The organism is Massilia aquatica (assembly GCF_011682045.1).
GTDB classification, from domain to species: domain Bacteria; phylum Pseudomonadota; class Gammaproteobacteria; order Burkholderiales; family Burkholderiaceae_D; genus Telluria_A; species Telluria_A aquatica.
On sequence record NZ_VVIW01000004.1, the window covers coordinates 422,964 to 444,398 of the forward strand.

Annotated in this window: 19 protein-coding genes and 1 riboswitch; of the genes, 5 read left to right on the plus strand and 14 right to left on the minus strand. The window is 63.3% G+C overall.

Annotation, left to right across the window (positions count from 1 at the left end):
- Positions 1-230: 230 nt before the first annotated feature.
- Positions 231-626, plus strand: a complete 396-nt coding sequence (locus F1609_RS10460) for an MAPEG family protein (RefSeq protein WP_167076362.1) — start codon at positions 231-233, stop codon at positions 624-626.
- A gap of 88 nt (positions 627-714) precedes the next feature.
- Here F1609_RS10460 and F1609_RS10465 read toward each other — a convergent pair whose 3' ends face one another.
- The 3 genes from F1609_RS10465 to hppD form a co-directional block, all read right to left on the minus strand.
- Positions 715-1,116, minus strand: a complete 402-nt coding sequence (locus F1609_RS10465; RefSeq protein ID WP_167076363.1) for a DUF3224 domain-containing protein — start codon at positions 1,114-1,116, stop codon at positions 715-717.
- Positions 1,117-1,257: 141 nt separating this feature from the next.
- Positions 1,258-4,830, minus strand: a complete 3,573-nt coding sequence (locus F1609_RS10470; RefSeq protein ID WP_167076364.1) for an indolepyruvate ferredoxin oxidoreductase family protein — start codon at positions 4,828-4,830, stop codon at positions 1,258-1,260.
- A gap of 66 nt (positions 4,831-4,896) precedes the next feature.
- The gene (hppD, locus tag F1609_RS10475; protein WP_167076365.1) at positions 4,897-6,018 is read right to left on the minus strand and encodes a 4-hydroxyphenylpyruvate dioxygenase; all 1,122 of its coding nucleotides are present in this window, start codon (positions 6,016-6,018) and stop codon (positions 4,897-4,899) included.
- A gap of 125 nt (positions 6,019-6,143) precedes the next feature.
- Here hppD and F1609_RS10480 point away from each other — a divergent pair, with 125 nt between their 5' ends.
- From F1609_RS10480 to F1609_RS10490, 3 genes are all read left to right on the plus strand, one after another.
- A complete protein-coding gene (locus F1609_RS10480; RefSeq protein ID WP_099873715.1) occupies positions 6,144-6,653 on the plus strand; it encodes an Lrp/AsnC family transcriptional regulator in 510 nt (169 codons plus the stop codon).
- 140 nt (positions 6,654-6,793) lie between these two features.
- On the plus strand, positions 6,794-7,009 hold the full coding sequence (locus F1609_RS10485) for a hypothetical protein (RefSeq protein WP_167076366.1): 216 nt from the start codon (positions 6,794-6,796) through the stop codon (positions 7,007-7,009).
- Positions 7,000-7,446, plus strand: a complete 447-nt coding sequence (locus F1609_RS10490) for a PIN domain-containing protein (protein ID WP_167076367.1) — start codon at positions 7,000-7,002, stop codon at positions 7,444-7,446. The genes F1609_RS10485 and F1609_RS10490 overlap by 10 nt, the downstream gene beginning before the upstream one ends.
- A gap of 95 nt (positions 7,447-7,541) precedes the next feature.
- Here the strand turns inward: F1609_RS10490 and F1609_RS10495 are convergent, their stop codons facing one another.
- The 7 genes from F1609_RS10495 to F1609_RS10525 all read right to left on the minus strand — a co-directional run bounded on the left by F1609_RS10495 (position 7,542) and on the right by F1609_RS10525 (position 16,209).
- Positions 7,542-8,201, minus strand: coding sequence for a GNAT family N-acetyltransferase (locus tag F1609_RS10495; RefSeq protein ID WP_167076368.1), 660 nt, complete (start codon positions 8,199-8,201; stop codon positions 7,542-7,544).
- A 372-nt stretch (positions 8,202-8,573) separates the two neighbouring features.
- On the minus strand, positions 8,574-10,136 hold the full coding sequence (locus F1609_RS10500; RefSeq protein WP_167076434.1) for a DAHL domain-containing protein: 1,563 nt from the start codon (positions 10,134-10,136) through the stop codon (positions 8,574-8,576).
- A gap of 5 nt (positions 10,137-10,141) precedes the next feature.
- Positions 10,142-11,149, minus strand: coding sequence for a cytochrome-c peroxidase (locus F1609_RS10505; RefSeq protein ID WP_167076369.1), 1,008 nt, complete (start codon positions 11,147-11,149; stop codon positions 10,142-10,144).
- 31 nt (positions 11,150-11,180) lie between these two features.
- Complete coding sequence (locus tag F1609_RS10510; protein WP_167076370.1) at positions 11,181-12,470, minus strand: multifunctional CCA addition/repair protein; 1,290 nt, start codon at positions 12,468-12,470, stop codon at positions 11,181-11,183.
- A 28-nt stretch (positions 12,471-12,498) separates the two neighbouring features.
- On the minus strand, positions 12,499-13,221 hold the full coding sequence (locus F1609_RS10515) for a glutathione S-transferase family protein (RefSeq protein WP_167076371.1): 723 nt from the start codon (positions 13,219-13,221) through the stop codon (positions 12,499-12,501).
- A gap of 29 nt (positions 13,222-13,250) precedes the next feature.
- Positions 13,251-14,213, minus strand: a complete 963-nt coding sequence (locus F1609_RS10520) for a complex I NDUFA9 subunit family protein (protein ID WP_167076372.1) — start codon at positions 14,211-14,213, stop codon at positions 13,251-13,253.
- A 31-nt stretch (positions 14,214-14,244) separates the two neighbouring features.
- Complete coding sequence (locus F1609_RS10525) at positions 14,245-16,209, minus strand: lytic transglycosylase domain-containing protein (protein ID WP_229421773.1); 1,965 nt, start codon at positions 16,207-16,209, stop codon at positions 14,245-14,247.
- An 18-nt stretch (positions 16,210-16,227) separates the two neighbouring features.
- Here F1609_RS10525 and F1609_RS10530 point away from each other — a divergent pair, with 18 nt between their 5' ends.
- Complete coding sequence (locus F1609_RS10530; protein ID WP_167076373.1) at positions 16,228-16,854, plus strand: 5-formyltetrahydrofolate cyclo-ligase; 627 nt, start codon at positions 16,228-16,230, stop codon at positions 16,852-16,854.
- A gap of 93 nt (positions 16,855-16,947) precedes the next feature.
- On the opposite strand, the gene metF is transcribed toward F1609_RS10530, so the two are convergent.
- From metF to metK, 4 genes are all read right to left on the minus strand, one after another.
- Positions 16,948-17,781: a methylenetetrahydrofolate reductase [NAD(P)H] gene (metF, locus tag F1609_RS10535; protein ID WP_167076374.1), complete on the minus strand. Its 834-nt coding sequence runs from the start codon at positions 17,779-17,781 to the stop codon at positions 16,948-16,950.
- Positions 17,768-18,121 carry a phage holin family protein gene (locus F1609_RS10540; RefSeq protein WP_167076375.1) on the minus strand — a complete coding sequence of 118 codons (354 nt, stop codon included), beginning with the start codon at positions 18,119-18,121 and terminating at the stop codon, positions 17,768-17,770. The genes metF and F1609_RS10540 overlap by 14 nt, the downstream gene beginning before the upstream one ends.
- 91 nt (positions 18,122-18,212) lie before the next feature.
- The gene (gene ahcY / locus F1609_RS10545) at positions 18,213-19,637 is read right to left on the minus strand and encodes an adenosylhomocysteinase (protein WP_167076376.1); all 1,425 of its coding nucleotides are present in this window, start codon (positions 19,635-19,637) and stop codon (positions 18,213-18,215) included.
- A 26-nt stretch (positions 19,638-19,663) separates the two neighbouring features.
- Positions 19,664-19,739, minus strand: a riboswitch (S-adenosyl-L-homocysteine riboswitch).
- Between the two features lie 363 nt (positions 19,740-20,102).
- Positions 20,103-21,269, minus strand: a complete 1,167-nt coding sequence (gene metK / locus F1609_RS10550; protein WP_166881229.1) for a methionine adenosyltransferase — start codon at positions 21,267-21,269, stop codon at positions 20,103-20,105.
- Positions 21,270-21,435 lie beyond the last annotated feature (166 nt).

A 21,435-nucleotide genomic window follows, 5' to 3' on the forward strand; every position in this document is an offset into this window, starting at 1 on the left:
CGTCAGCTCGGGGGACGGGGCGTTGGTCGGGGCGTTGATGGCGTTCTCCAGGTGTTAAGCAAGCTGCAAAGATGCAAAACGTTCAATTTTAAGGGAGAAATGCCAGTGCAATTTACCTAAACGCAATACATGTGCACAGAATGCAACACCAAGCGTGCACGGCCGAGGCAAATTCTTTGTTAATCTGACCATATTGTCGGCAATTGCCGGCGTTTACGGGGAAACACGCGATGACGACGGAATTGATGATCCTGGGCTGGACCCTGGTGCTGGCAGTGGTGCAGATCATGGCGGCCAGCGCCATGCGCAACAAGGAGACCGGGATGGAATACAACATGAGCGCGCGCGACAAGCCGGCGCCGCCGCCGGGGGTGGTGACGGCGCGCCTGCAACGGGCGCAGGCCAATCTGTTCGAGACGCTGCCGCTGTTCGCCGCCGCCATCCTGATCGCACACGTGGGCGGGCGCGAAGGCGACCTGACCTTGTGGGGCGCGTGGGCTTACCTGATCGCGCGCGTGGTCTACGTGCCGCTGTACGCGGCCGGCATTCCGGTGGTGCGCTCGATCGCGTGGACGGTGTCGCTGGTGGGACTGGGGATGGTGCTGGCGGCGATTTTGCTGCCGTAGCGTGACGTCGTTTTGACCACAGTACTCCAAACCGTCTTTCCCGCGCAGGCGGGAACGACGGTCTTGAGGTTTAGTGGCCTTCCGCAGCTTACAACAGGTCCATCGTGTATTCGAGTTCGTAGTAGTGGGTGTTGTCGACCATATCGAGCTTGAATTTACCCTGGATGCCGGTCAGTCCTTCCGTCCCCGACCCCGGCACGATGCTGATCGACAGGTGGCTCGCGCCCTGGTGCATGGTGCCGGCGTGCTGCAAGGCGAAGCTGCCGCTCATGCCGTCCAAGGTCCCGGTCACGTGCTCGATGGCCACGTAGCCCGCCGACCCGGCCGCCGGATTGCCGGCCGAGAGCATCTCGCCCTGGCCGATGCCGATCAAGTCGCCGCTGTAATATTTATCGATCAGCATGCGCCCGAGCGAGACGCGCCCGGCGCCCTCGCCCGATGGCGGGGCCTGCATGGTGATCTCGAAAGTGCCTTTGGCGGTGATGAACATGGTGGTCTGCCCTGGTCGGTTGCGATGCCGATATCATAACCCGGGACGAAAAAATGGCCCGCTGGAGAGCGGGCCATTCATCTTGCGCCAACCGGTCTACGCGACCCGGTCTTACGCGACCCGGTCTTACGCGACCCGGTCTTACGCGACCCGATGGATCTGGATCACGCCGTCCGGCGAGGCCGGCTTGCCGAAGGCGGCCAGCAGCGCGGCTTCCTTCTCCTTTGCCGCCTTCAGGTGACGTTCCTTCACATGCCCGTACCCGCGAATATCTTCAGGGATGCTGGCAATGGCCACCGCTTGCGCCAGGGTCTCTGCAGTCAACTTCGGCAGGAGCGAGGCGACCGTGTTGCGGTACTCGGCGATCAGTGCGCGTTCCATCTTGCGTTCGGCCGTGTAGCCGAAGATGTCGAGCGCACCGCCACGCAGGCCCTTCATCTTCGCCATCAGGCCAAATGCCTTCATCATCCACGGACCGAATTCCTGCTTGACCAGCTGGCCGTTGGCGTCATGCTTGGCCAACAGCGGCGGCGCCAGGTGGAACTTGAGCTTGATGTCGCCCTCGAACATGCCTGCGATCTTCTCCTGGAAGGCGCCGTTGGTGTACAGGCGCGCGACTTCATACTCGTCCTTGTACGCCATCAGCTTGTAGAAGTAGCGCGCAACCGCTTCGGCCAGGCGCGTGCCCTTGCCCAGCTTCGCTTCCTCGGCGCGCACCTGGTCGACAAAACTCTTGTACTGGTTGGCGTAAGCGACATCCTGGTAAGCGGTCAACAGCTCGATGCGCTTGTTGATGATCTCGTCCAGGGTTTGCGTGCGCTTGAATTCAATCACCTTGGCCGGGGTGGTCATTTTGACGAGCGACTGCAAGTCATGCGCCGCCGTGCGGCCCCAGGTAAACGCGCTCTTGTTAAAGCCGACCGACACGTTGTTCAGTTCAATCGCCTTCATGATCGACGCTTCGGTCAGGGGCACCTGGCCTTTTTGCCACGCGTAGCCGAGCATGAACATATTGGTAGCGATCGAGTCGCCCATCAGCGCGGTGGCGATCTGGCCGGCGTCGACAAAGTCCACGCGCTCGGCGCCGCAGGCCTTGACGATTTCGGCCTGCGAAGACGCGCCCGGGAACTGCCAGTCCGGATTCTTGACGAATGCCGCCGTCGACGAACCGGTCGAATTAATCGCCGCGTAAGTGCGGCCTTCGCCCATGCGCGAGAGTGCGTCGCGGCTGGCCGTGACGATCAGGTCGCAGCCGATCACCAGATCGGCGCTGCCGGTGCCCACGCGGGTCGAATGCAAATCGGCCTGCTTGTCGGCCAGGCGCACGTGCGACATCACCGGGCCGCCCTTCTGGGCCAGTCCGCTCATGTCGAGCACGATCGCGCCCTTGCCTTCGACGTGGGCCGCCATCGCCAAAATCTGGCCGACGGTAACCACGCCGGTGCCGCCGATCCCGGTGATCAGGATGCCGTAAGGCGCGGCCGTGCCCTTGAGGACAGGCGTCGGCAGCTGCGGCGGGGCCGCGTCGCCGCTGGCGGCTTTCTTCGGTTTCTTGAGCGAGCCGCCTTCGACCGTGACAAAACTCGGGCAAAAGCCCGTCACGCACGAGAAGTCCTTGTTACAGGACGACTGGTTGATCTGGCGCTTGCGGCCCAGTTCCGTTTCCAGCGGTTCGACCGACAGGCAGTTCGACTGCACCGAGCAGTCGCCGCAGCCTTCGCACACAGCCTCGTTGATGACGGCGCGCTTGGCTGGATCCGGATACTCATTGCGTTTCCGGCGACGCCGTTTTTCGGACGCACAGGTCTGGTCGTAGATCATGGCCGACACGCCCGGCTTGTCGCGCAGTTCACGCTGCACGTCCATCAATTCGCTGCGGTGACGCACGGTCACGCCCTCGGCCCACTTGTAGTCGGCCGGGTATTTTTCGGGTTCGTCGGTGACCACGATGATCGGACCCACGCCTTCGGCCGCGATCTGGCGGCTGATCATGCCCGGGTCGAGCGGGCCGTCAAACTCCTGGCCGCCGGTCATGGCCACCGCGTCGTTGAACAGGATTTTATAGGTGATGTTGACCTTGGCCGACACCGCCGCGCGGATCGCCAGGATCCCCGAGTGGAAGTAGGTGCCGTCACCGAGGTTGGTGAAGACGTGCTTCTCGTTGGTGAACGGCGCCTGGCCAACCCAGGTGACGCCTTCGGCGCCCATGTGGGTGAAGGTCGAGGTTTCGCGGTCCATCCACAGCACCATGTAATGGCAGCCAATGCCGGCCAGGGCGCGCGAACCTTCCGGCACCTTGGTCGACGAATTGTGCGGGCAGCCGGAGCAGAAGTACGGGGTGCGGTCGGTGTCGGGATTGGGCTTGGTGCTGACGTTTTTCAGTACCAGCTCTTTCGCTTCCAGGTAGGCGATGCGCTCTTTCACGCGCTGCTCGACCGGATGGCCGGCGCAGTAGTGCGAAATGCGGCTGGCGATCGCGCGCGCGATCTGGGCCGGGTTGAGCTCATAGGTGGCCGGCAGCAGCCAGTCGCCGTGGCCGGTGCCGCCCTTGTTCGACCATTCGCCGGTGTCGTCGAACTTGCCGACCACGCGCGGACGCTGGCCGTCCGGCAGGTTGTACAGTTCTTCCTTGAGCGCGTATTCGAGGATCTGGCGCTTCTCTTCGACCACCAGGATTTCGTCGAGGCCCTTGGCGAATTCGTGCACGCCTTCCGCTTCGAGCGGCCAGGTCATGCCGATCTTGTACAGGCGGATGCCGATGTCGGCGGCCGCTTGCTCGTCGATGCCCAGGTCGGCCAGCGCCTGGCGCGTGTCGAGGTACGATTTGCCGGCGGTGATGATGCCGATCTTCGGTTTTGGGCTGTCCCAGATGATCTTATTGAGCTTGTTGGCGCGCGCGTAAGCCAGCGCCGCGTACCATTTGAAGCTGTTCATCCGCACTTCCATATCGAGCACGGTGTCGGGCCAGCGGATATTGAGGCCGCCTTCAGGCAGCACAAAGTCGGTCGGCAGTGTGATCTGCACGCGGTCCGGGTCGAAGTCGACCACGGCGCCGGACTCGATGATGTCGGTGACGCACTTCATCGATACCCACAGGCCGGTGTAGCGGCTCATGGCCCAGGCGTGCAGGCCGTAGTCAATGTATTCCTGCACCGAGGCCGGGTACAGCACCGGAATGCCGCAGGCGTTCAAAATATGATCGGACTGGTGCGCGGTCGACGAGGACTTGGCCGCGTGATCGTCCCCGGCCAGCACCAGCACGCCGCCATGCTTTGCGCTGCCGGCGTTGTTGGCGTGCTTGAAGACGTCGCCGCAGCGGTCCACGCCCGGGCCTTTGCCGTACCACATCGAGAACACGCCGTCGTACTTGGCGTCCTTGAACAGGTTCGTTTGCTGGGTGCCCCAGACGGCGGTGGCGGCCAGGTCTTCGTTCATCCCGGGATGGAACTTGACGTGGTGGGCGTCGAGGTGCTTCTTGGCCTTGACCGCAGTCATGTCGACCGAGGTGACCGGCGAGCCGCGGTAGCCGGTGATGTAGCCGGCGGTGTTCAGCCCGGCCTTGAGATCGCGTTCGCGCTGCATCATCGGCAGGCGGATCAGCGCCTGGGTGCCGGTCATGAAGGCGCGGCCGCGCTCGAGCGTCCATTTGTCGTCGAGCGAAATCTCGTGCGACGGCTCGGCATCGAGGTGAGCCCGGTCTAGTGGTGCGTTCATATTGTTGTCTCCGTTATTCTCGTGCGGCGGGGTCGGTGCGGCGCCTCGTGGACGCCGCCCGGCCTTTTACGCCGTGGTGGTGTCCTGTAGGACGCCGCGCTTGATCTGGTCGAGTTCAATCGACTCGAACAGCGCGCGGAAATTACCTTCGCCAAAACCCTGGTCACCCTTGCGCTGGATGATCTCGAAGAAGATCGGGCCGATCACGGTCTGCGTGAAAATCTGCAGCAGCAGTTCGCGTTCGGTTTCGCTGCTGTGGCCATCGACGAGGATGCGCAGGCGGCGCAGTTCGTCGAGGTTCTCGCCATGGCCCGGCAGGCGGCGGTTGATCAGCTCATAGTAGGTCTCGATCGTATCCTGGAACACGATACCGGTGTCGCGCATGCCCTGGATCGACTGATAGATATTGTCGGTGCCAAGCGCGATGTGCTGGATGCCTTCGCCGTGGTAGGCGTCGAGGTATTCGGCGATCTGCGACTTGTCGTCCGACGATTCGTTGATCGGAATGCGGATCTTGCCGCACGGGGAAGTCATGGCCTTTGATTTGAGGCCGGTCAATTTGCCTTCGATGTCGAAGTAGCGCACTTCGCGGAAGTTGAACAGGTTCTCGTAGAACTCGGCCCATTCCTTCATGCGGCCGCGGTGCACGTTGTGGGTCAGGTGATCGATGTAGGTCAGGCCGTTGCCGACCGGGTTGGCCACGGCGCCCGGAATGGCGACGAAGTCGACGTCATAGATGCTGATGTCGCCGATGGTGCCTGGCGCCGAACCGGCGTTGGCGCCCTTGCCGCGCCAGCGGTCGACGAAATACAGGAGCGAGTCGCCCACGCCCTTGATGGCGGGGATGTTCAGTTCCATCGGGCCGGTCTTGTTGTCGAAGCCCCAGGCGCCCAGTTCGAGCGCGCGGCGGTAAGCCATGGCGGCGTCGTCGACGCGGATCGCGATGGCGCAGACGGACGGGCCGTGGGTGCGCGCGAAGCGCTGCGCGAACGAGTCTTTTTCAGCGTTGATGATGAAGTTGATGTCGCCCTGGCGATACAAGGTGACGTCCTTGTGGCGGTGACGCGCGATGGCGGTGAAGCCCATCTGCTCGAACAGCGCGCCGAGCGCTTTCGGATCCGGCGCCGCGTACTCGACAAATTCGAATCCATCGGTCCCCATCGGGTTTTCCCAAGGCGTAAATTGCATGACAGTCTCCTATTTTAATAGGGCACAGTATAGTCCCGCGACACAGGCATTAAATTTCAAACACTGCCCCACGCACAGTGATTTGAGCAATAATATTGCGTTGGAATGCGGCTTTCGGAGAAAATATGCCAAAAATTGTGCTCGATAAAACAGATCGGAAGATTCTGGCGATCTTGCAGGCGGACGGGCGCCTGTCGAACCAGGACGTGGCCGACCGGGTCAGCCTGTCGCCCTCCCCCTGCCTGCGCCGCATCAAGCGACTGGAAGAAGCGGGCGTGATCCGCCAGTACGTGGCGCTGCTCGATCCGGCCCAGATCGGGCTCGGTTTGCTGGCGTATGTGAACGTGCGGCTGGAAAAGCACAGCGAGGCATCCAGCAACGCGGCCGGTGCGCGCCGCGCCACCAGTTCGCCGCATGCGGACTTTGCGCTGTCGGTCGAGCACTGGCCGGAAGTGGTGGCCTGCTACGCGATGACGGGGGAGATGGATTACCTGCTGCGCGTGCACGTGGAAGACATGGACCACTTTTCGCGCTTCATGATGCAGACCTTGCTCAGCCACCCGGCGGTGGCCGATGTGAAGTCGAGCTTCGCGCTGCAGCGGATCAAGGACACCACCGCGCTGCCGCTGGTGTAAGGTCGCCATGAGCTTGCAAGGCAGGTTGGCGTTGTGCGCTGCCCTCGTTGATCGAATCAGGTATACCCTGTTCAGCAAGGCGATAAGCGCCAGAAGTGGGCTACACTGATCCCATGGATCTAAGCAAAATGAGGTGCGATATGACAGACCCAGTGAAGACGCTTGGCCGATCTCGTTGGAAACGATTGACGGGTGAAACCACGCCGCCCACACGCCAGACACCTGCGGCCGCCGAATCCGCCCAATCGCCGGATTTGGCCAAGTTCATGAGCGCCTTTGGCAGCCTGAAAGACAAGGACGTATTTGGTGACGACGCTGTGGAGTTCCAACGAGAGATGCGAGAAGAATGGCGATAGCATTAATCGATACCAACATTGTTATCGATTTCTTTAAAGGCGTGCCCGCGGCCAGGAAAGAGCTTCTGTACTACACGGACATCGCAATAAGCAACATCACCTACATGGAGTTCGCTGTCGGGCTGCGACGCGACGTTGGTAACGGAACGATAACGACTGCGGAATATGCCGATTCAATGGCTAAGCTCGCTGGTCTGCTGGTCATCCAGATTAATCAGAAAATCACTGACAAGGCAATCGACATCAGGGCCAACAGCATTCTCGGCTCACAGAAGAAGATCAAACTGCCTGACGCAATCATTCTGGCTACTGCCGAATCGGATGGCCGCTACATGGTCACCCGCGATGCGATGGGGTACACCAGTCCATTCATACGCATGCCGTACCAGCTTGGCGACAAAGGCATAGTGGACATGAAACTGCCCAAGCCGAAATAACGAGATCGAGCAATCTACGGACTACCATGGTAGTCGCAGGGAACTGTCCTGTCCGGTGTTAGCTCGCGTCAAAAGTGACATGAGCATTGCGGAGCCTACTTCTTCGGCACGAAGAACTTGACGGCGGCGCGGGTGTTGGCCTTGAGGGTGTAGTCGATGGTGGCGAACTGCTCGTCGATGGCTTCGCGCAGCATGCTGGCCGGGTCGGGCGGCAGCAGGCGCAGGTAGGCGTCGGCTTCGCCGTAATCGCGCTGGATTTCCATGCCGGCCTTTTTCGCGATGTGCATCATGGTCTGGTTGGACGAGAGGCAGTGCATATATAAAGTGTCGACATCGAGGTTGCGGCAGCGGATGGCGGCGCGCTCGAACAATTTAGAGCCGATGCCCAGGCCGCGCGCGGAGGCCGACACCGACACGCCGAATTCGGCCACGATGTCCTTGGTGGTGCTGGAGAGGGCGTGGGTCGATTGCTTGGGCGCGAACGCCAGGTGGCCAACCGCGACCAGCTTGAAGACCGGGTTGTAGACGCCGTATACAGTGTCGTGCGCAAAGTCGATTTTATTGACGTAGGTTTCGACCAGTTCGTCGGGCAGCTTGGTGCCGAAGCGCAGCAAGCGGTCACTATCGTCCAGCGCGAGGAAATGCTTGAGCACGCGGCGGCGGTCGCGTTCATGGAGCTGCTTGACCAGCACCTTGCGCCGGGTTTTGCTGCTCTTGCGGTTGCCGAGCCAGCTGCTGAAGGGGTTTGTGAACATGGGCCGGACTCCGAAACGTCTATTGTGCAGTGCACCAATTTACCCATTGTAGCGCATCCGGCCGCAGTGCCTGTTGGCTGCCAAGCTCGTTGGCAGCCTGCGAATGCATGCATACGGCATGGATACGGCTGATTCTACGCCGAATGCGCCTTTAGTATTGAGCGAGGTGGGCGCGGGAGAGGCAATAGCGCATTGTTGACGATGACTGACGCGGCTAAGCAAGTGCGCATAAATTCTTGTAATTTCCAGCGTCCATAAACGGCGCCTTGCTGTGTTGCCCACCGCTAGCAATGCTCGCACTGCGTCGCGGCGTGCGCCTTGCCAAGCATCCGCTTCTGTTCGCTACAAACACAATAATTTCTGCACACTTACTTAATCGCCCTGCGCGGGCACCGGGGTTTTCACCGGCACGCTGCCAGCCACGGGCGCCTCCACCACAAGCACCTCGTTCCACTGCGAATCCGGGCTGAACGAAATGCCGTTCTTGCCGCCCTGCTTGGCCTGGTACATGGCCTGGTCGGCGTCGGCCAGCAAGGCCGGCGCGCCGCGCATGAAGCCTTCCTTGCCCTTCGCACTGGCCACGCCGATACTGGCCGAAATGCGCACCGGGAAGCCGCCCGCTTCGGTGATCGAACGGATTGCGTCGAGCGTTTGCTGGGCCACCCGCAGCGCACCATCGCGCCCGGCGACTTCTTCCAGCAAAATCACGAATTCGTCGCCGCCCAGGCGCGCCAGCGCATCTTCCTTGCGCAGCTTTTCCTGCACCCGCCTGGCCACTTCGCACAGCACCAGGTCGCCGGTGGCGTGCCCGTAGGTGTCGTTGACCGCCTTGAAGCCATCGAGGTCGATGAACATGGCCACCACCACGTCGCCGCGCCGCCCTGCCCGCACCAGCGCATGCGCCAGCAGGCGCGTGAGCTCACCGTAATTGATCAATCCGGTCAGGCTGTCGTGCTGCGCCAGCTGTTTCAGGCGCTCCGACTGCGCTTCCAGCTCCGCGGTGCGCTCGGCCACGCGGTGTTCCAGGGTCTCGTTAGCCGCCTGCAAACTGCGATTGACCTCGCCGATGATGCTGTAGCTGCGCACCAGGCGCCGCGCCACGTACATCAGGAGCAGCAGCAGCAGGCCGGAATAGGCAAACAAATACGTGCGGTAGCGCTGCTTTTCGATCAGCACCTGGTCGAACGAGGTGTCGAACAAGCCGCCCAGCTTTTCCATCGCCTCGGCCGTGCGGCTGTTCGCGATCTGCATTTCGAGTTCGTTTTCCAGCTGGCGGTAACGCAGAATCGCGTGCGCATGGCGTCCCAGTTCATCGATGGTGTCGCTCACGCTGTCCGAAAAATCGCCGCGCAAGGGCTGCATCGAGGCGATCGTGCGTTCGATCTGCGCCGCCAGCGCCGGCGACGGCGCCAGGTTGTAGCGCAGGATGTCGCTCAGCAGGCTATTGAGTGCGGTATCGAGCGCCACTACGATGCGCCCCGGGACGATGGCTCCTTCGATGCCATTCAACTCGGTCTTCAGGTCGGTGATCGCGGGCGGGAAAAAGATCAGCGAATTGCGCAGGATCGCGTTCTGGGTCTTGAACTGTTCGACCAGTTCTTCCTTCTTCACCAGCGCGCGCTTGACTTCTTCGAGCGCGTCTTCGGCCTTCGGGTTGCCGGTCATCGGCAAGGCGGCGGCCAGGCGCAGCTGCAATTGGCGCATGCGCGGCAGCGGGGTCGAGAGCGGGTCGTAGTTGCTGTTCAAGCCGATGTGCGAGCGCAGGATATTGACGTTCCACTCCGAATCGAGCTTTTCCAGCTCGCGCAGGTTGAGCATGACCCGGTTCTGCGCTTCCAGGTCGACGGCCTGGGTGCGGTTGAACAGCACCCCCAGCACCACCATCAGCGCGATCAGCAGCAGCAGCGAGGCGATGCGGCGCCAGGAACCGAGCATGGTTCTCACGGCGCCCCTCCCGGCTGCACTGCCGGCTGCACTGCCGGCGGCATCGCCGGCGGCTCGGCCGGCACCAGCTTCTCGCCGCTCAGGGTGTGCAGGAAGCGCACGATCAGATCTTTGTCCTGCTGCGAGGCGGTGCGCCCGAGCTGGTACTTGAACATCAGTTCCACCGCCTGGTCGAGGGTGGCGACCGAGCCGTCATGGAAGTACGGCGCCGTCAGCGCCACGTTGCGCAGGCCCGGCACGCGGAACACATGGCGGTCGACATTGCGCTTGGTCTCGTGGTAGCGGCCCAGGTCCGTGGCGCTCGTTTCCAACCCCGGCATCTCGCGCATCGCGCCCAGTTTCTGGAACAGGTTGCCGCCCAGGTTGATGCCCTGGTGGCAGGCCCCGCAACCGAAACTCTTAAAGCGCAGGTAGCCGCGTTCTTCCTCGGCGCTGATGGCGTTGGCCTCGCCGCGCAGGTAGCGGTCGAAGCGCGAGGGCGTCACCAGCGAGCGCAGATACTGGTCGAGCGCATCGCGCACGTAGGCCGGGCGCAGGGCGTCGCCGTAGACGTCCTTGAACTGAGCCGCCAGCGCCTCGTCGCGGGTCAGGCGCGCGGCCACCACATCCCAATTGTCGGCAAATACCGCCGGTTTGGCGATGACGTGGTCGAGTAGTTGCTCGACGCCGCTATAGCGCCCGGTCCAGGTCTGGCGAAAGTTGAAACTGCTGTTGTAGACGGTGGGCGTGTTAAAGCGCGCCGGTTTGCCGTCCGGGCCAATCGAGATGGCCTTGCCGTCGGCCCCGCCCCGGCGCAGCTGGTGGCAGGTGGCGCAGCTGTGCGTGTTCCCGCGCGAAAAACGCGGGTCGCGGAACAGGCGTTCGCCGAGCGCGATGCGCGCCGGGTCGCCCACCGCCTGCATGGGCAGCGGTCGGACTGGCTCATTGACAAGCGCCTGGGCCGCAGCGGAACCTGCCCAGCAGCAGGCGAGCGCGCCGACAGTCCGGCGCAAGGTGGACAGCATCCCGTTTCTCCGTGTCAATGCCAATATCGGATCAAAGAATAGCAGGATTCGTCTCTTCCCTGTCGTCCGCCTGAGCAGGGTCGTCGCCCAGGCGCAGCGCCGCCTTGACGGCCGAGACGCGCGCGCTGTGCACGGCGTGCGGGATTTGCTGCTTGTTTTCGCCGCAGCGCAGCGCCACTTCGCCGGCGTTGACCGCGCGCGCCGCGTCCAGGGCGGCCAGCAGGTAGGGCCCCTGCGGATACGGCCGGGTGCGGAAATCGTCTGCCGGTCCGCCATCGCCGCGCCCGCGAAAATCGCATTCGGCGGCCAGCAGCATCTGCCCGAAGCGGGCCGGTTTGCGGAACGCGTCGCAGCGCTCGAACAGGGTGACCAGGGTATTGGCGCGCAGTTCCCGGGCGCGGCTGATGTTGCCGTGCTCGCGCGCGGTCATGACGGCCAGGTCGCGGCACTCGCCCGGCACCTTCAGGCGCGCGCAGACGGCCTCGATCAGCGCCAGCCCAAGCTGCTCGTGGCCGTGGTGGCGCGGCCAGTGCTCGGGCGGGGTGGCGCCCTTGCCCAGGTCGTGCATCAGGGCGGCGAAGCGCACCGGCAGCGCCAAGCCGCGTTCGGCCGCGTAGTCGACGACCAGCATCATGTGTGCGCCGGTGTCGACTTCGGGATGGTGCAGCGGCGGCTGCGGCACGCCCCACAGGGCGTCCAGTTCCGGCATGATGCGCGCCAGCGCGCCGCACTCGCGCAGCACGGCCAGCATGCGCGACGGGGTTTGCTCCATCAGGCCGCGCGCCACTTCCTGCCACACGCGCTCGGCCACCAGGGCGTCGACCTCGCCGGCGGCGACCATGCTGCGCATCAGCGCCAGCGTTTCGGGCGCCACCGTAAAGTCGGGAAAACGCGCCGCGAAGCGCGCCAGGCGCAGGATGCGCACCGGGTCTTCGGCAAAGGCGTCGGACACATGGCGGAAGATTTTCGCTTGCAGGTCGCGCTGGCCGCCGAAGGGGTCGGTGATGGCGCCGTCGTCGGCGCGCGCGATCGCGTTGATGGTCAGGTCGCGCCGCACCAGGTCTTCTTCGAGCGTGACGTCGGGCGAGGTGTGGAACACGAAGCCGCGGTAGCCGGGCGCGGTCTTGCGCTCGGTGCGGGCGAGCGCGTACTCTTCCTGCGTCTTGGGATGCAGGAAGACCGGGAAGTCCTTGCCGACCGGGCGAAAGCCCGCGGCCAGCATGTCTTCGGGCGTGGCGCCGACCACGATCCAGTCGCGGTCCTGCACCGGCAGGCCCAGGAGGCCGTCGCGCACCGCGCCGCCCACGATGTATGTTTTCATGCTGAAGATGGTGTTGACTAAAACGCTATTATGGCTTGCCGCGGATTTCTTCGTCGTGGTGGGCGGCGATGTCGGTTTCGGCCAGCGCTTCGCGCACCCAGCGCGCCACCGCCGGGTGGGCCTGGATGCGCTCGCAGTAGGCTTGCAGGGCCGGCGCCAGCGCCACGCCGTAAATTTTAAAGCGCATCACCACCGGCGCGAAAAACGCGTCGGCGATCGAAAAGTCGCCGAACAAGAACTGGTGGTGGCCAAAGCGCGACAGGCACTCTTCCCAGATCTCGCTGATGCGGCCGATGTCGCCCTGCGCGCCGGGGGTGCGCCCGCGCCCCGGAAGGCTCATGCGGATATTCATCGACATCGCGCTGCGCAAATCGGCAAAGCCGCTGTGCATTTCGGCCGTGACCGAACGCGCCATCGCGCGCGCCGCCACGTCCTGCGGCCACATGTGCTTTTCCGGGAACTGCTCGGCCAGGTATTCGCAGATCGACAGGCTGTCCCAGATGGTCATGTCGCCGGCCACCAGCACCGGCACCCGGCCCGCGCCCGAATACTCGGCGATGCGCGCCGAGGTATCGGGCTGGTCGAGCAGCACGCGCACTTCGTTGAAGGCAATGCCGAAGGCGGTGGCCGCCACCCACGGCCGCATCGACCAGGACGAATAATTCTTGTTGCCGATGATGAGCGTCAGGCCGGCCTTTTTGGCGTCGTCCAGCGTTTGCGAGAGGGTCGGATCGAGTTCGGTGGTTTGCATGGTGTCGCTTTCCGCAGAAAATGAAGGAATCAGCGCCCGGCGCGGGCGCGGTAGTCGTCGAAGCGCTCGTGCGGCGCCAGGTAGCGCGGCGCCACCGCTTCGAGCGCGCGCAGCTGCAGGCCGAGGGCGGCGGCGGTGGTGGCCTGGATGGCCGGATCGACCACGTTATCGACCTGCATCGAGTCGAGGTTGTCGCGGCTGATCACCGGCTCGCCCGGCAGCAGTTCGAACAGCGCCGCCTGCAGGCGCGCCAGCGGATCGGGAATGCCGAATACCGGACGCGCATGGCCGGCGTAGCGCCCGGCCAGGCGCACCAGTTCGGCCAGCGAATAAATCTGCGGCCCGCCCAGCGAATACACCTGGTGGCGCGTTTTCAGGTCGCCCAGCGCATGCACAAAAGCGTCGGCCACGTCGCCCACGTAGATCGGCTGGAAATCGGTGGCGGCGCCGGCCAGTGGAATGAACGGCAGCCACTTCTGCATGCGCGCGAAGGTGTTAAGAAAACTGTCGCCCTCGCCGAACACCACCGACGGGCGGAAGATCGTGGCCGCCACCGAGGCTTCGGCGCGCGCGGCTACCTCGCCGTCGGCCTTGGAGCGCTGGTACATCGAGGGGCCGTCGGCGGCCGCGCCCAGGGCGCTCATGTGCAGGTAGCGCGTGACGCCGGTGGCGGCGCAGGCGGCCACGATGCGGCGCGGCAGCTCGACGTGGGCGCGCTTGAAGTCGGGGCCATACGGCTGGCCGCGGCGCGAATGCAGCACGCCGACCAGGTTGATGGCGGCGTCGGCCCCGTCCAGCAGGCGGCGCAGGGTGGCGTCGTCAGCGACGTTGGCGCCGACCACATCGACGCGCGGCAAAAAGATCAGGTGCCGGGCGCGCTCGGCGCGGCGGGTCGGCACGATGACGCGCGCGCCCTCCTGCGACAGGCGCGCCACCAGATGGCTGCCGATGAAACCGGAGCCGCCAAATACCACTACCGTCATCTCTTTCATCGTGCACCTTCCTTCTGTGCCAGGAGGCGCATCAAGGCAGGTCGTTGCCCTGGGCGCTGCGCGGCGTGATTTTGCCAAGACGCGCCTTGAGCGACTGCGGCTTGTTCTCGAACAGCGCGGCGTAGTTGGTCGCGTTGGACATCACATTCTTCACATAGATCCGGGTTTCCATATAGGGAATCGACTCGGCGAAGATGGCCCCTTCCATCGGCTCGGCCAGCTTGCCGCGCCAGTTGCGCATGCGTCCCGGTCCGGCGTTGTAGGCGGCCGTGGCCAGGGTTTGCGAGCCGTCGGCGTTGTCGAGCACCATGCTCATGTAGTTGGCCCCCAGCAGGATGTTGGTGCGCACGTCGGTCAGCTTGCCCTTGACGTAGTCGCCCAGGCCGATCTTGCGCGCCACCCAGGCGCCGGTAGCGGGCATGACCTGCATCAGGCCCGAGGCGCCGACGTTCGACTGCGCATCCATGATGAAGCGCGATTCCTGGCGGATCAGGCCATACACCCAGGCCCGGTCCAGGCCGAGCTGCTGCGCGGTCGGGTGCAGGATGTCGTTGTGCGGCGCCGGGAAGCGCTGGGTGTAGTCGAACTGGGTGCGGGTGCGGTCCGACGTGTTGACCATGCGGTCGAGGATCTGGTTCTGGCGCGCGAATTCGGCGGCCGCCAGCAGTTCGCGTTCGCTGAACTTGCGCAGCTCCCAGTTCCACTCGCGCGTGCCTTCCAGGCGCAGGCGCAGGCTGAAGAACTTGAGCGCGCGGCGCAGGCCGGGGTTGCCGGCCATGGGCGCCATTTCCTCGGGCGTGAGGGCCGGGCCCGGCGGCGGGATCGAAATGAGCTGGCCCAGTTCTTCCAGCGCCAGCTGACCATAGAAGCTGTTCTGGTCGGCGATGCGCTGGTACAGGGCCACGGCCTGGTCGTGGGCACCGTGTTCGGCCTGCAGTGCGCGGCCGAGCCAGTAAGTCCACACCGGTTGCGCGCGCATCGGCGCGGGCATCGCGTCGATGGTGGCCTTGACGGTTTTCCAGTCGGCGCGGCGCAGGGCGATGCGGGCTTTCCACTGGATCTGTTCGGCCGTGAGCGGCGCACCGGCGCTCTTTTGCCAGTATTCGTAGGCTTCGGGAGCGAGCGTGAGCGAGGCGGCGTGCGCAATGCCGGCCCAGCCGATGGCCTGTTCCTGGGGCGACAGGCGCGGCGCGTTCTTGTTCAGGGCCACCACGGCCAGGTTCTGGCTGGTGCGCGCCATGCGCGCCACCGCCATCAAGTAGATTTCGTGGTCGGCGCGGCTCTCGCCGATACCGCGCGCCATGGCCAGCGCCGGCAGGTCGACCGCCTGGGTCGCGTGCAGTTCCGACACGCCGAGCAGCGCGGCGATGCGTTTGGCCGGGCCGGTCGCGCGGGTTTCGCCGGCCAGGCGCAGCTGGGCCAGCAAGTCGTTGGCATCGAACTGGCCGGACTGGGCCAGGGTGGAAATGAGCGAGCCGCAGGCGTCGCCATAGCCGGGCGGATTGGCCAGCAGCGCGCGCGCGTCCTCCGCCACTTTCTCGCCGCGCGCCACGCGCGACATGAGGGCGTAGCACTTGACCTGGGTGTCGTCGTTGAGCACGAACAGCGGGTATTGCTGGTCGAAATTGGCCCAGTCGCGCGCGCGGCCCAGTTCCAGCAGCCAGTCATTGCGCAGGCGGTCGGCGATGGCCAGGCCCTGGTAGCGCTTGAGGAAATCGCGGAATTCATCGGCGGACGCCACCCGCGCCCGGGTTTTGAGCCGATAATAATCGACATACGAGGGCACCGGATAGTTTTGCAGGCGCGCGGCGTAGGCGTTGGCCTTGGCGGCATCGTCCTGGCGCGCGGCTTCGCGCAGCAGCAGGAAGGTATCGTCATCGGCGCGCGGGTCGTACGGGGGCGCGCTCGTCTGGGCGTACGCTGGGATCAGGCAGGCTCCGGCGGCAATCGCGAAGGCAAACAATTTCGGCAGGAACATCTGAATGCAACTCTCCATTGATACTTCATTTAACACATGACCGGCGAACCTAGAATACCATGCGGGCATGCCGCGCAGCCAGCATCGGCGCACGCAAATGATGCAATCGCACATATTGTCGACAAGGCAAGCTTGCGCGCCGCCCTCAAGGCGGCCCGGCGCGCGCGCGATCCGCTGGAAAAGGCGCGCCTGGACGCCCTGATCGGGGCGCGCGTGCTGGCGTGGTGGCGCAGTCACAGTGCGAGAGGTACGGAGCCGGTGTTGGGGGTGTACTGGCCGCTGCGGGGCGAGCCGGATTTGCAGCCGGTCTATCTTGCGCTGGCCGGCGCGGGGGTGCGGCTGGCGCTGCCGCTGGTGGTGGCGCCCGATTGCGCGCTGGCGTTCGTGGAGTGGGTGCCGGGCGAGGCCATGGTCAGCGACCGCATGGGGGTGGCGGTGCCGGCGGTGCAAAGGGTGGTCGGCAGGCCGGACGTGCTGCTGGTGCCGTGTCTGGGATTTACGGCGGAGCGCTTCAGGCTGGGGTATGGCGGGGGGTATTACGACCGCACCCTGGAAAAGGAGCCGAGGCCGGTGACAGTGGGGGTGGCGTATGCGGGGGAGCGGGTGGCGTTTGCCGCAGGCCAGCATGATGTGGCGCTGGATGTGGTGCTGACGGAGGGGTAATCGCTCCCTTGCGTTACTGACCTATGATCCGTCTTCCCCGCGCAGGCGGGGAAGACGGATCAGACTCAAGCGCGACAATCAAATATCGATGACTCAAGCAGCCTTCAAGCGCTCCCACAAGGCCGTCGTCGGCACGGCCTGGTTCATGCTGTAAAAATGCAAGCCCGGTGCGCCGCCGGCGAGCAAGCGTTCGCACAGCTGCGTCACCACATCGAGCCCAAATGCCTTGATCGACGCGCTATCATCGCCAAAACTGGCCAACTTCAAGCGCACCCAACGCGGAATTTCTGCACCGCACATGTCCGAAAACCGCATCAACTGCGTGTAATTGGTAATCGGCATGATCCCCGCCACGACGGGAATATCGATGCCCAGCTTGCGGGTCTGGTCCATGAACGCAAAATACGCATCGGCGTTGTAAAAATACTGGGTAATCGCGGCATTCGCGCCGGCCTGCACCTTGCGCGCGAAATTCTGCAAGTCATCCTGCGGCGAACGGGCCTGGGGATGGACTTCCGGATACGCCGCCACTTCGATATGAAACCAGTCGCCCGTCTCGGCCCGGATGAACTCGACCAGTTCGCTGGCATAGCGCAGTTCGCCCGCACCGCCGTAGCCGCTTGGCAAGTCGCCGCGCAAGGCCACCAGGCGCTTGATCCCATGCGACTGGAACTGTTTCAGGATGGCCCGGATCGATTCGCGCGAGGCCCCCACGCACGACAGGTGGGGAGCGGCCTGGTGGCCCTCGCCGAGGATCTCGACGACCGTGTCGAGCGTGCCCTGCTGCGTGCTGCCGCCGGCGCCAAAGGTCACCGAGAAATATTTAGGTTGCAGCAGCGCCAGTTTGGCGCGTGCCACACGCAGCTTGTCCGCCCCTTCGGGCGTCTTGGGCGGATAGAATTCAATGCTGAAGTCAGGAGTTGCCATCTTTTTTGAGGAGTAAGGTAGACAGCGCCCACGAGATGATGCTGTACAGGATGGCGGCGATAAAGGCCGACCAGAAACCTGCAACTTGGAATCCGTCGATCAGGGTGGCGACTGTCCAGAACAGCAGCGCGTTGATCACCAGGATAAACAACCCCATGGATAACAGGGTTACGGGCAGGGTCAGCAGTACCAGCACCGGACGAATCAGGGTATTGACCAGGCCGAGCACCAGCGCGGCAATCAGGGCAGACACCAGATTGGTGACATGAACCGAACTCATCAGGAATGGCAGCGCGCATAGCGCCACTGCATTAATCAACCACGTCAAAAGTAAGCGCATAAGGAAGGCGGGAGTCAGGTGAATGTGAAAAAGACATCGGAAACAACAAAAAAACGGCGCGCTCTTTTCAGATACGCGCCGTCGTTACCGATTAATAACGGTAATGGTCAGGCTTGTAAGGGCCTTCCTTGCTGACGGTGATGTACGCGGCTTGCTCGTCGGTCAGCACGGTCAGTTGTGCATTGAGCTTCTTGAGCTGCAGGCGCGCGACTTTCTCGTCCAGGTGCTTCGGCAGCACGTACACGCCGACCGGGTACTTGTCGGTGTTGGCGAACAGCTCGATCTGGGCGATGGTCTGGTTGGCGAACGAGGAGCTCATCACGTACGACGGGTGACCGGTACCGCAGCCCAGGTTGACCAGGCGGCCTTCGGCCAGCAGGATGATGCGCTTGCCACTCGGGAAGATCACGTGATCGACCTGCGGCTTGATGTTATCCCACTGATATTTCTTCAGCGAAGCGACATCGATCTCGTTGTCGAAGTGGCCGATATTGCAGACGATGGCCTGGTCTTTCATGGCCAGCATGTGCTGTTCGGTCAGGATGTGATAGTTGCCGGTGCAGGTAACGAAGATATCGCCGTGTTCGGCGGCGTAATCCATGGTCACGACGCGGTAGCCTTCCATCGCCGCCTGCAGTGCGCAGATCGGATCGATTTCGGTGACCCACACTTGCGCCGACAGGGCGCGCATGGCCTGGGCCGAGCCCTTGCCCACGTCGCCGTAGCCGGCGATGACGGCCACTTTGCCGGCGATCATGACGTCGGTGGCGCGCTTGATGCCGTCGACCAGCGACTCGCGGCAACCGTACAGGTTGTCGAACTTCGACTTGGTAACCGAATCGTTGACGTTAATTGCCGGGAAGGCCAGCTTACCCTCTTTGTGCATCTGGTACAGGCGGTGCACGCCGGTGGTGGTTTCCTCGGTCACGCCGAGGATTTGCGGCAGACGCTTGGAGTACCAGGTGGCATCTGTCGCCAGATGGTTCTTGATCGAGTTGAACAGGCAGATTTCCTCTTCCGAACCCGGGTTGGCCAGCACCGACGGATCGGTTTCGGCGCGCGTGCCCAGGTGCAGCAGCAGGGTGGCATCGCCGCCATCGTCGAGGATCATGTTCGAATACACCGGCTGGCCGGCTTCGCTTGGCCACTCGAAGATGCGGTGGGTGTAATCCCAGTATTCGTCGAGGGTTTCGCCCTTGACGGCGAACACAGGCGTGCCAGCGGCGGCGATGGCGGCGGCGGCATGGTCCTGGGTCGAGTAGATGTTGCACGATGCCCAACGCACCTTGGCGCCGAGGGCTTCCAGGGTCTGGATCAGCACGGCGGTCTGGATAGTCATGTGCAGCGAACCGGTGATGCGCGCGCCTTTGAGGGGCTGGGCCGCGGCGAATTCCTCGCGGATTGCCATCAGGCCGGGCATTTCGGTTTCAGCGATCTTGATTTCCTTGTCGCCCCAGGCGGCCAGGGAAATGTCGGCGATATGGAAGTCTTGCGAAGTTTTGAGTACGGCGTTCATCACGCCCTCCTTTCAGTTAGAAAAAAGTAACGTGAGCGCAGTTGCGGTGGACTTTCCGAGCCTGGCGAAATGGGTCATTTCGTCGCAACGCTCCTCGGAACGAAGAAGTGTAGCCGCTAACGCCAAGTTGCGCCAGCCAAATTTCTCGGGTGCGGCAAAATCCGCAAAACCTGCGAAACCGCCTACAACCGGGGGTCAGAGCTTTAACTAGAAATGTTTCTAATTAAAGCTCTGACCCCGGTTGTGCAATTTTGTATGGTGAAAAAATGCACGCAAGAAGTGGCGATTGTGGGGCGCTGCAAATGGAAACAATGGAAGTTACGTCGCCAGATTTTTGCGCTTTTAGCAGGAGTAGGCCCGAAACGACAACCGGGGTCAGAGCTTTAACTAGAAATGTTTCTAATTATAGCTCTGACCCCGGTTGGGGGTGCAAACCGCGCTGGCGGCGGTTTGCGGCGGTGTTGCTTAGGACAGGCCGGCTTCGGCGCGCAGCAGGGCGACTTTGTCGGTGCGTTCCCAGGTGAATTCCGGCTCTTCGCGGCCAAAGTGGCCGTACGCCGCACTCTTCTGGTAAATCGGACGCAGCAGGTCGAGCATCTGGACGATGCCTTTCGGACGCAGGTCGAAATGTTCCATCACCAGGGCGGCGATTTTTTCGTCGGAAATGACGCCCGTGCCTTCGGTGTACACCGTAATGTTGATCGGCTTGGCCACGCCGATCGCGTAGCTGACCTGCACCTGGCACTGGCGCGCCAGTCCGGCCGCCACCACGTTCTTGGCCACGTAACGGGCCGCGTACGCCGCCGAACGGTCGACTTTGGACGGGTCCTTGCCCGAAAACGCGCCGCCGCCGTGCGGTGCCGCGCCGCCGTAGGTGTCGACGATGATCTTGCGCCCGGTCAGGCCGCAATCGCCTTGCGGTCCGCCAATCACAAAGCGCCCGGTCGGATTGACCAGGTAGCGCGTGTTGTGCAGCCACTCGGCCGGCAGTACTTTCTTGATGATTTCTTCAATCACCGCTTCTTCGATCTGCGCGTGCGTCACTTCCGGCGCGTGCTGGGTCGAGAGCACCACGGTGTCGACGCCAACCGGGCGGCCATCGACATAGCGCAGCGTGACTTGCGATTTGGCGTCCGGACGCAGCCACGGCAGGCGGCCATCCTTGCGCAGTTGCGACTGGCGCTCGACCAGGCGGTGCGCGTAGTGAATGGCGGCCGGCATCAGCTCGGCCGTTTCATCGCAGGCGTAGCCGAACATCAGGCCCTGGTCGCCGGCGCCCTGGTCCAGGTCGAGCCCGGCGCCTTCGTCGACGCCCTGGGCGATGTCGGGCGACTGCTTGTCGTAGCACACCATCACGGCGCAGCCGCGGTAGTCGATGCCGTAGTCGGTGTTGTCGTAGCCGATACGCTTGATGGTTTCGCGCGCGACCTGAATATAATCGACGTTGGCGTGGGTGGTGATTTCACCGGCGAGCACGACCAGACCGGTATTGCACAGGGTCTCGGCGGCAACGCGCGCTTTCGGGTCTTGTTCGAGGATGGCGTCGAGAATGGCGTCGGAAATTTGGTCGGCAACCTTGTCTGGATGGCCTTCGGACACGGATTCGGACGTGAAGAGATAGTCGTTTGACATGCAATGCTCCTGTTACTGGTGATGTTGATGTCGCAGTAACCGGGTTGCCTGCGACGCTTTAGCGACATTTATATTCCGCTTCGCAAGTTGTCTATTAACTCGGCGGATACTGCATACGTGGTATTTTACGCTCCTTGAGAAATTTTGGCTAAGCAACTGGCCGTTT

Coding starts and splice junctions, on each gene's coding strand:
- F1609_RS10460 (WP_167076362.1), top strand. CDS start 231: ATGACGACGGAATTGATGATCCTGGGCTGGACCCTGGTGCTGGCAGTG.
- F1609_RS10465 (WP_167076363.1), bottom strand. CDS start 1,116: ATGTTCATCACCGCCAAAGGCACTTTCGAGATCACCATGCAGGCCCCG.
- F1609_RS10470 (WP_167076364.1), bottom strand. CDS start 4,830: ATGAACGCACCACTAGACCGGGCTCACCTCGATGCCGAGCCGTCGCAC.
- hppD (WP_167076365.1), bottom strand. CDS start 6,018: ATGCAATTTACGCCTTGGGAAAACCCGATGGGGACCGATGGATTCGAA.
- F1609_RS10480 (WP_099873715.1), top strand. CDS start 6,144: ATGCCAAAAATTGTGCTCGATAAAACAGATCGGAAGATTCTGGCGATC.
- F1609_RS10485 (WP_167076366.1), top strand. CDS start 6,794: ATGACAGACCCAGTGAAGACGCTTGGCCGATCTCGTTGGAAACGATTG.
- F1609_RS10490 (WP_167076367.1), top strand. CDS start 7,000: ATGGCGATAGCATTAATCGATACCAACATTGTTATCGATTTCTTTAAA.
- F1609_RS10495 (WP_167076368.1), bottom strand. CDS start 8,201: ATGTTCACAAACCCCTTCAGCAGCTGGCTCGGCAACCGCAAGAGCAGC.
- F1609_RS10500 (WP_167076434.1), bottom strand. CDS start 10,136: ATGCTCGGTTCCTGGCGCCGCATCGCCTCGCTGCTGCTGCTGATCGCG.
- F1609_RS10505 (WP_167076369.1), bottom strand. CDS start 11,149: ATGCTGTCCACCTTGCGCCGGACTGTCGGCGCGCTCGCCTGCTGCTGG.
- F1609_RS10510 (WP_167076370.1), bottom strand. CDS start 12,470: ATGAAAACATACATCGTGGGCGGCGCGGTGCGCGACGGCCTCCTGGGC.
- F1609_RS10515 (WP_167076371.1), bottom strand. CDS start 13,221: ATGCAAACCACCGAACTCGATCCGACCCTCTCGCAAACGCTGGACGAC.
- F1609_RS10520 (WP_167076372.1), bottom strand. CDS start 14,213: ATGAAAGAGATGACGGTAGTGGTATTTGGCGGCTCCGGTTTCATCGGC.
- F1609_RS10525 (WP_229421773.1), bottom strand. CDS start 16,209: ATGGAGAGTTGCATTCAGATGTTCCTGCCGAAATTGTTTGCCTTCGCG.
- F1609_RS10530 (WP_167076373.1), top strand. CDS start 16,228: ATGACCGGCGAACCTAGAATACCATGCGGGCATGCCGCGCAGCCAGCA.
- metF (WP_167076374.1), bottom strand. CDS start 17,781: ATGGCAACTCCTGACTTCAGCATTGAATTCTATCCGCCCAAGACGCCC.
- F1609_RS10540 (WP_167076375.1), bottom strand. CDS start 18,121: ATGCGCTTACTTTTGACGTGGTTGATTAATGCAGTGGCGCTATGCGCG.
- ahcY (WP_167076376.1), bottom strand. CDS start 19,637: ATGAACGCCGTACTCAAAACTTCGCAAGACTTCCATATCGCCGACATT.
- metK (WP_166881229.1), bottom strand. CDS start 21,269: ATGTCAAACGACTATCTCTTCACGTCCGAATCCGTGTCCGAAGGCCAT.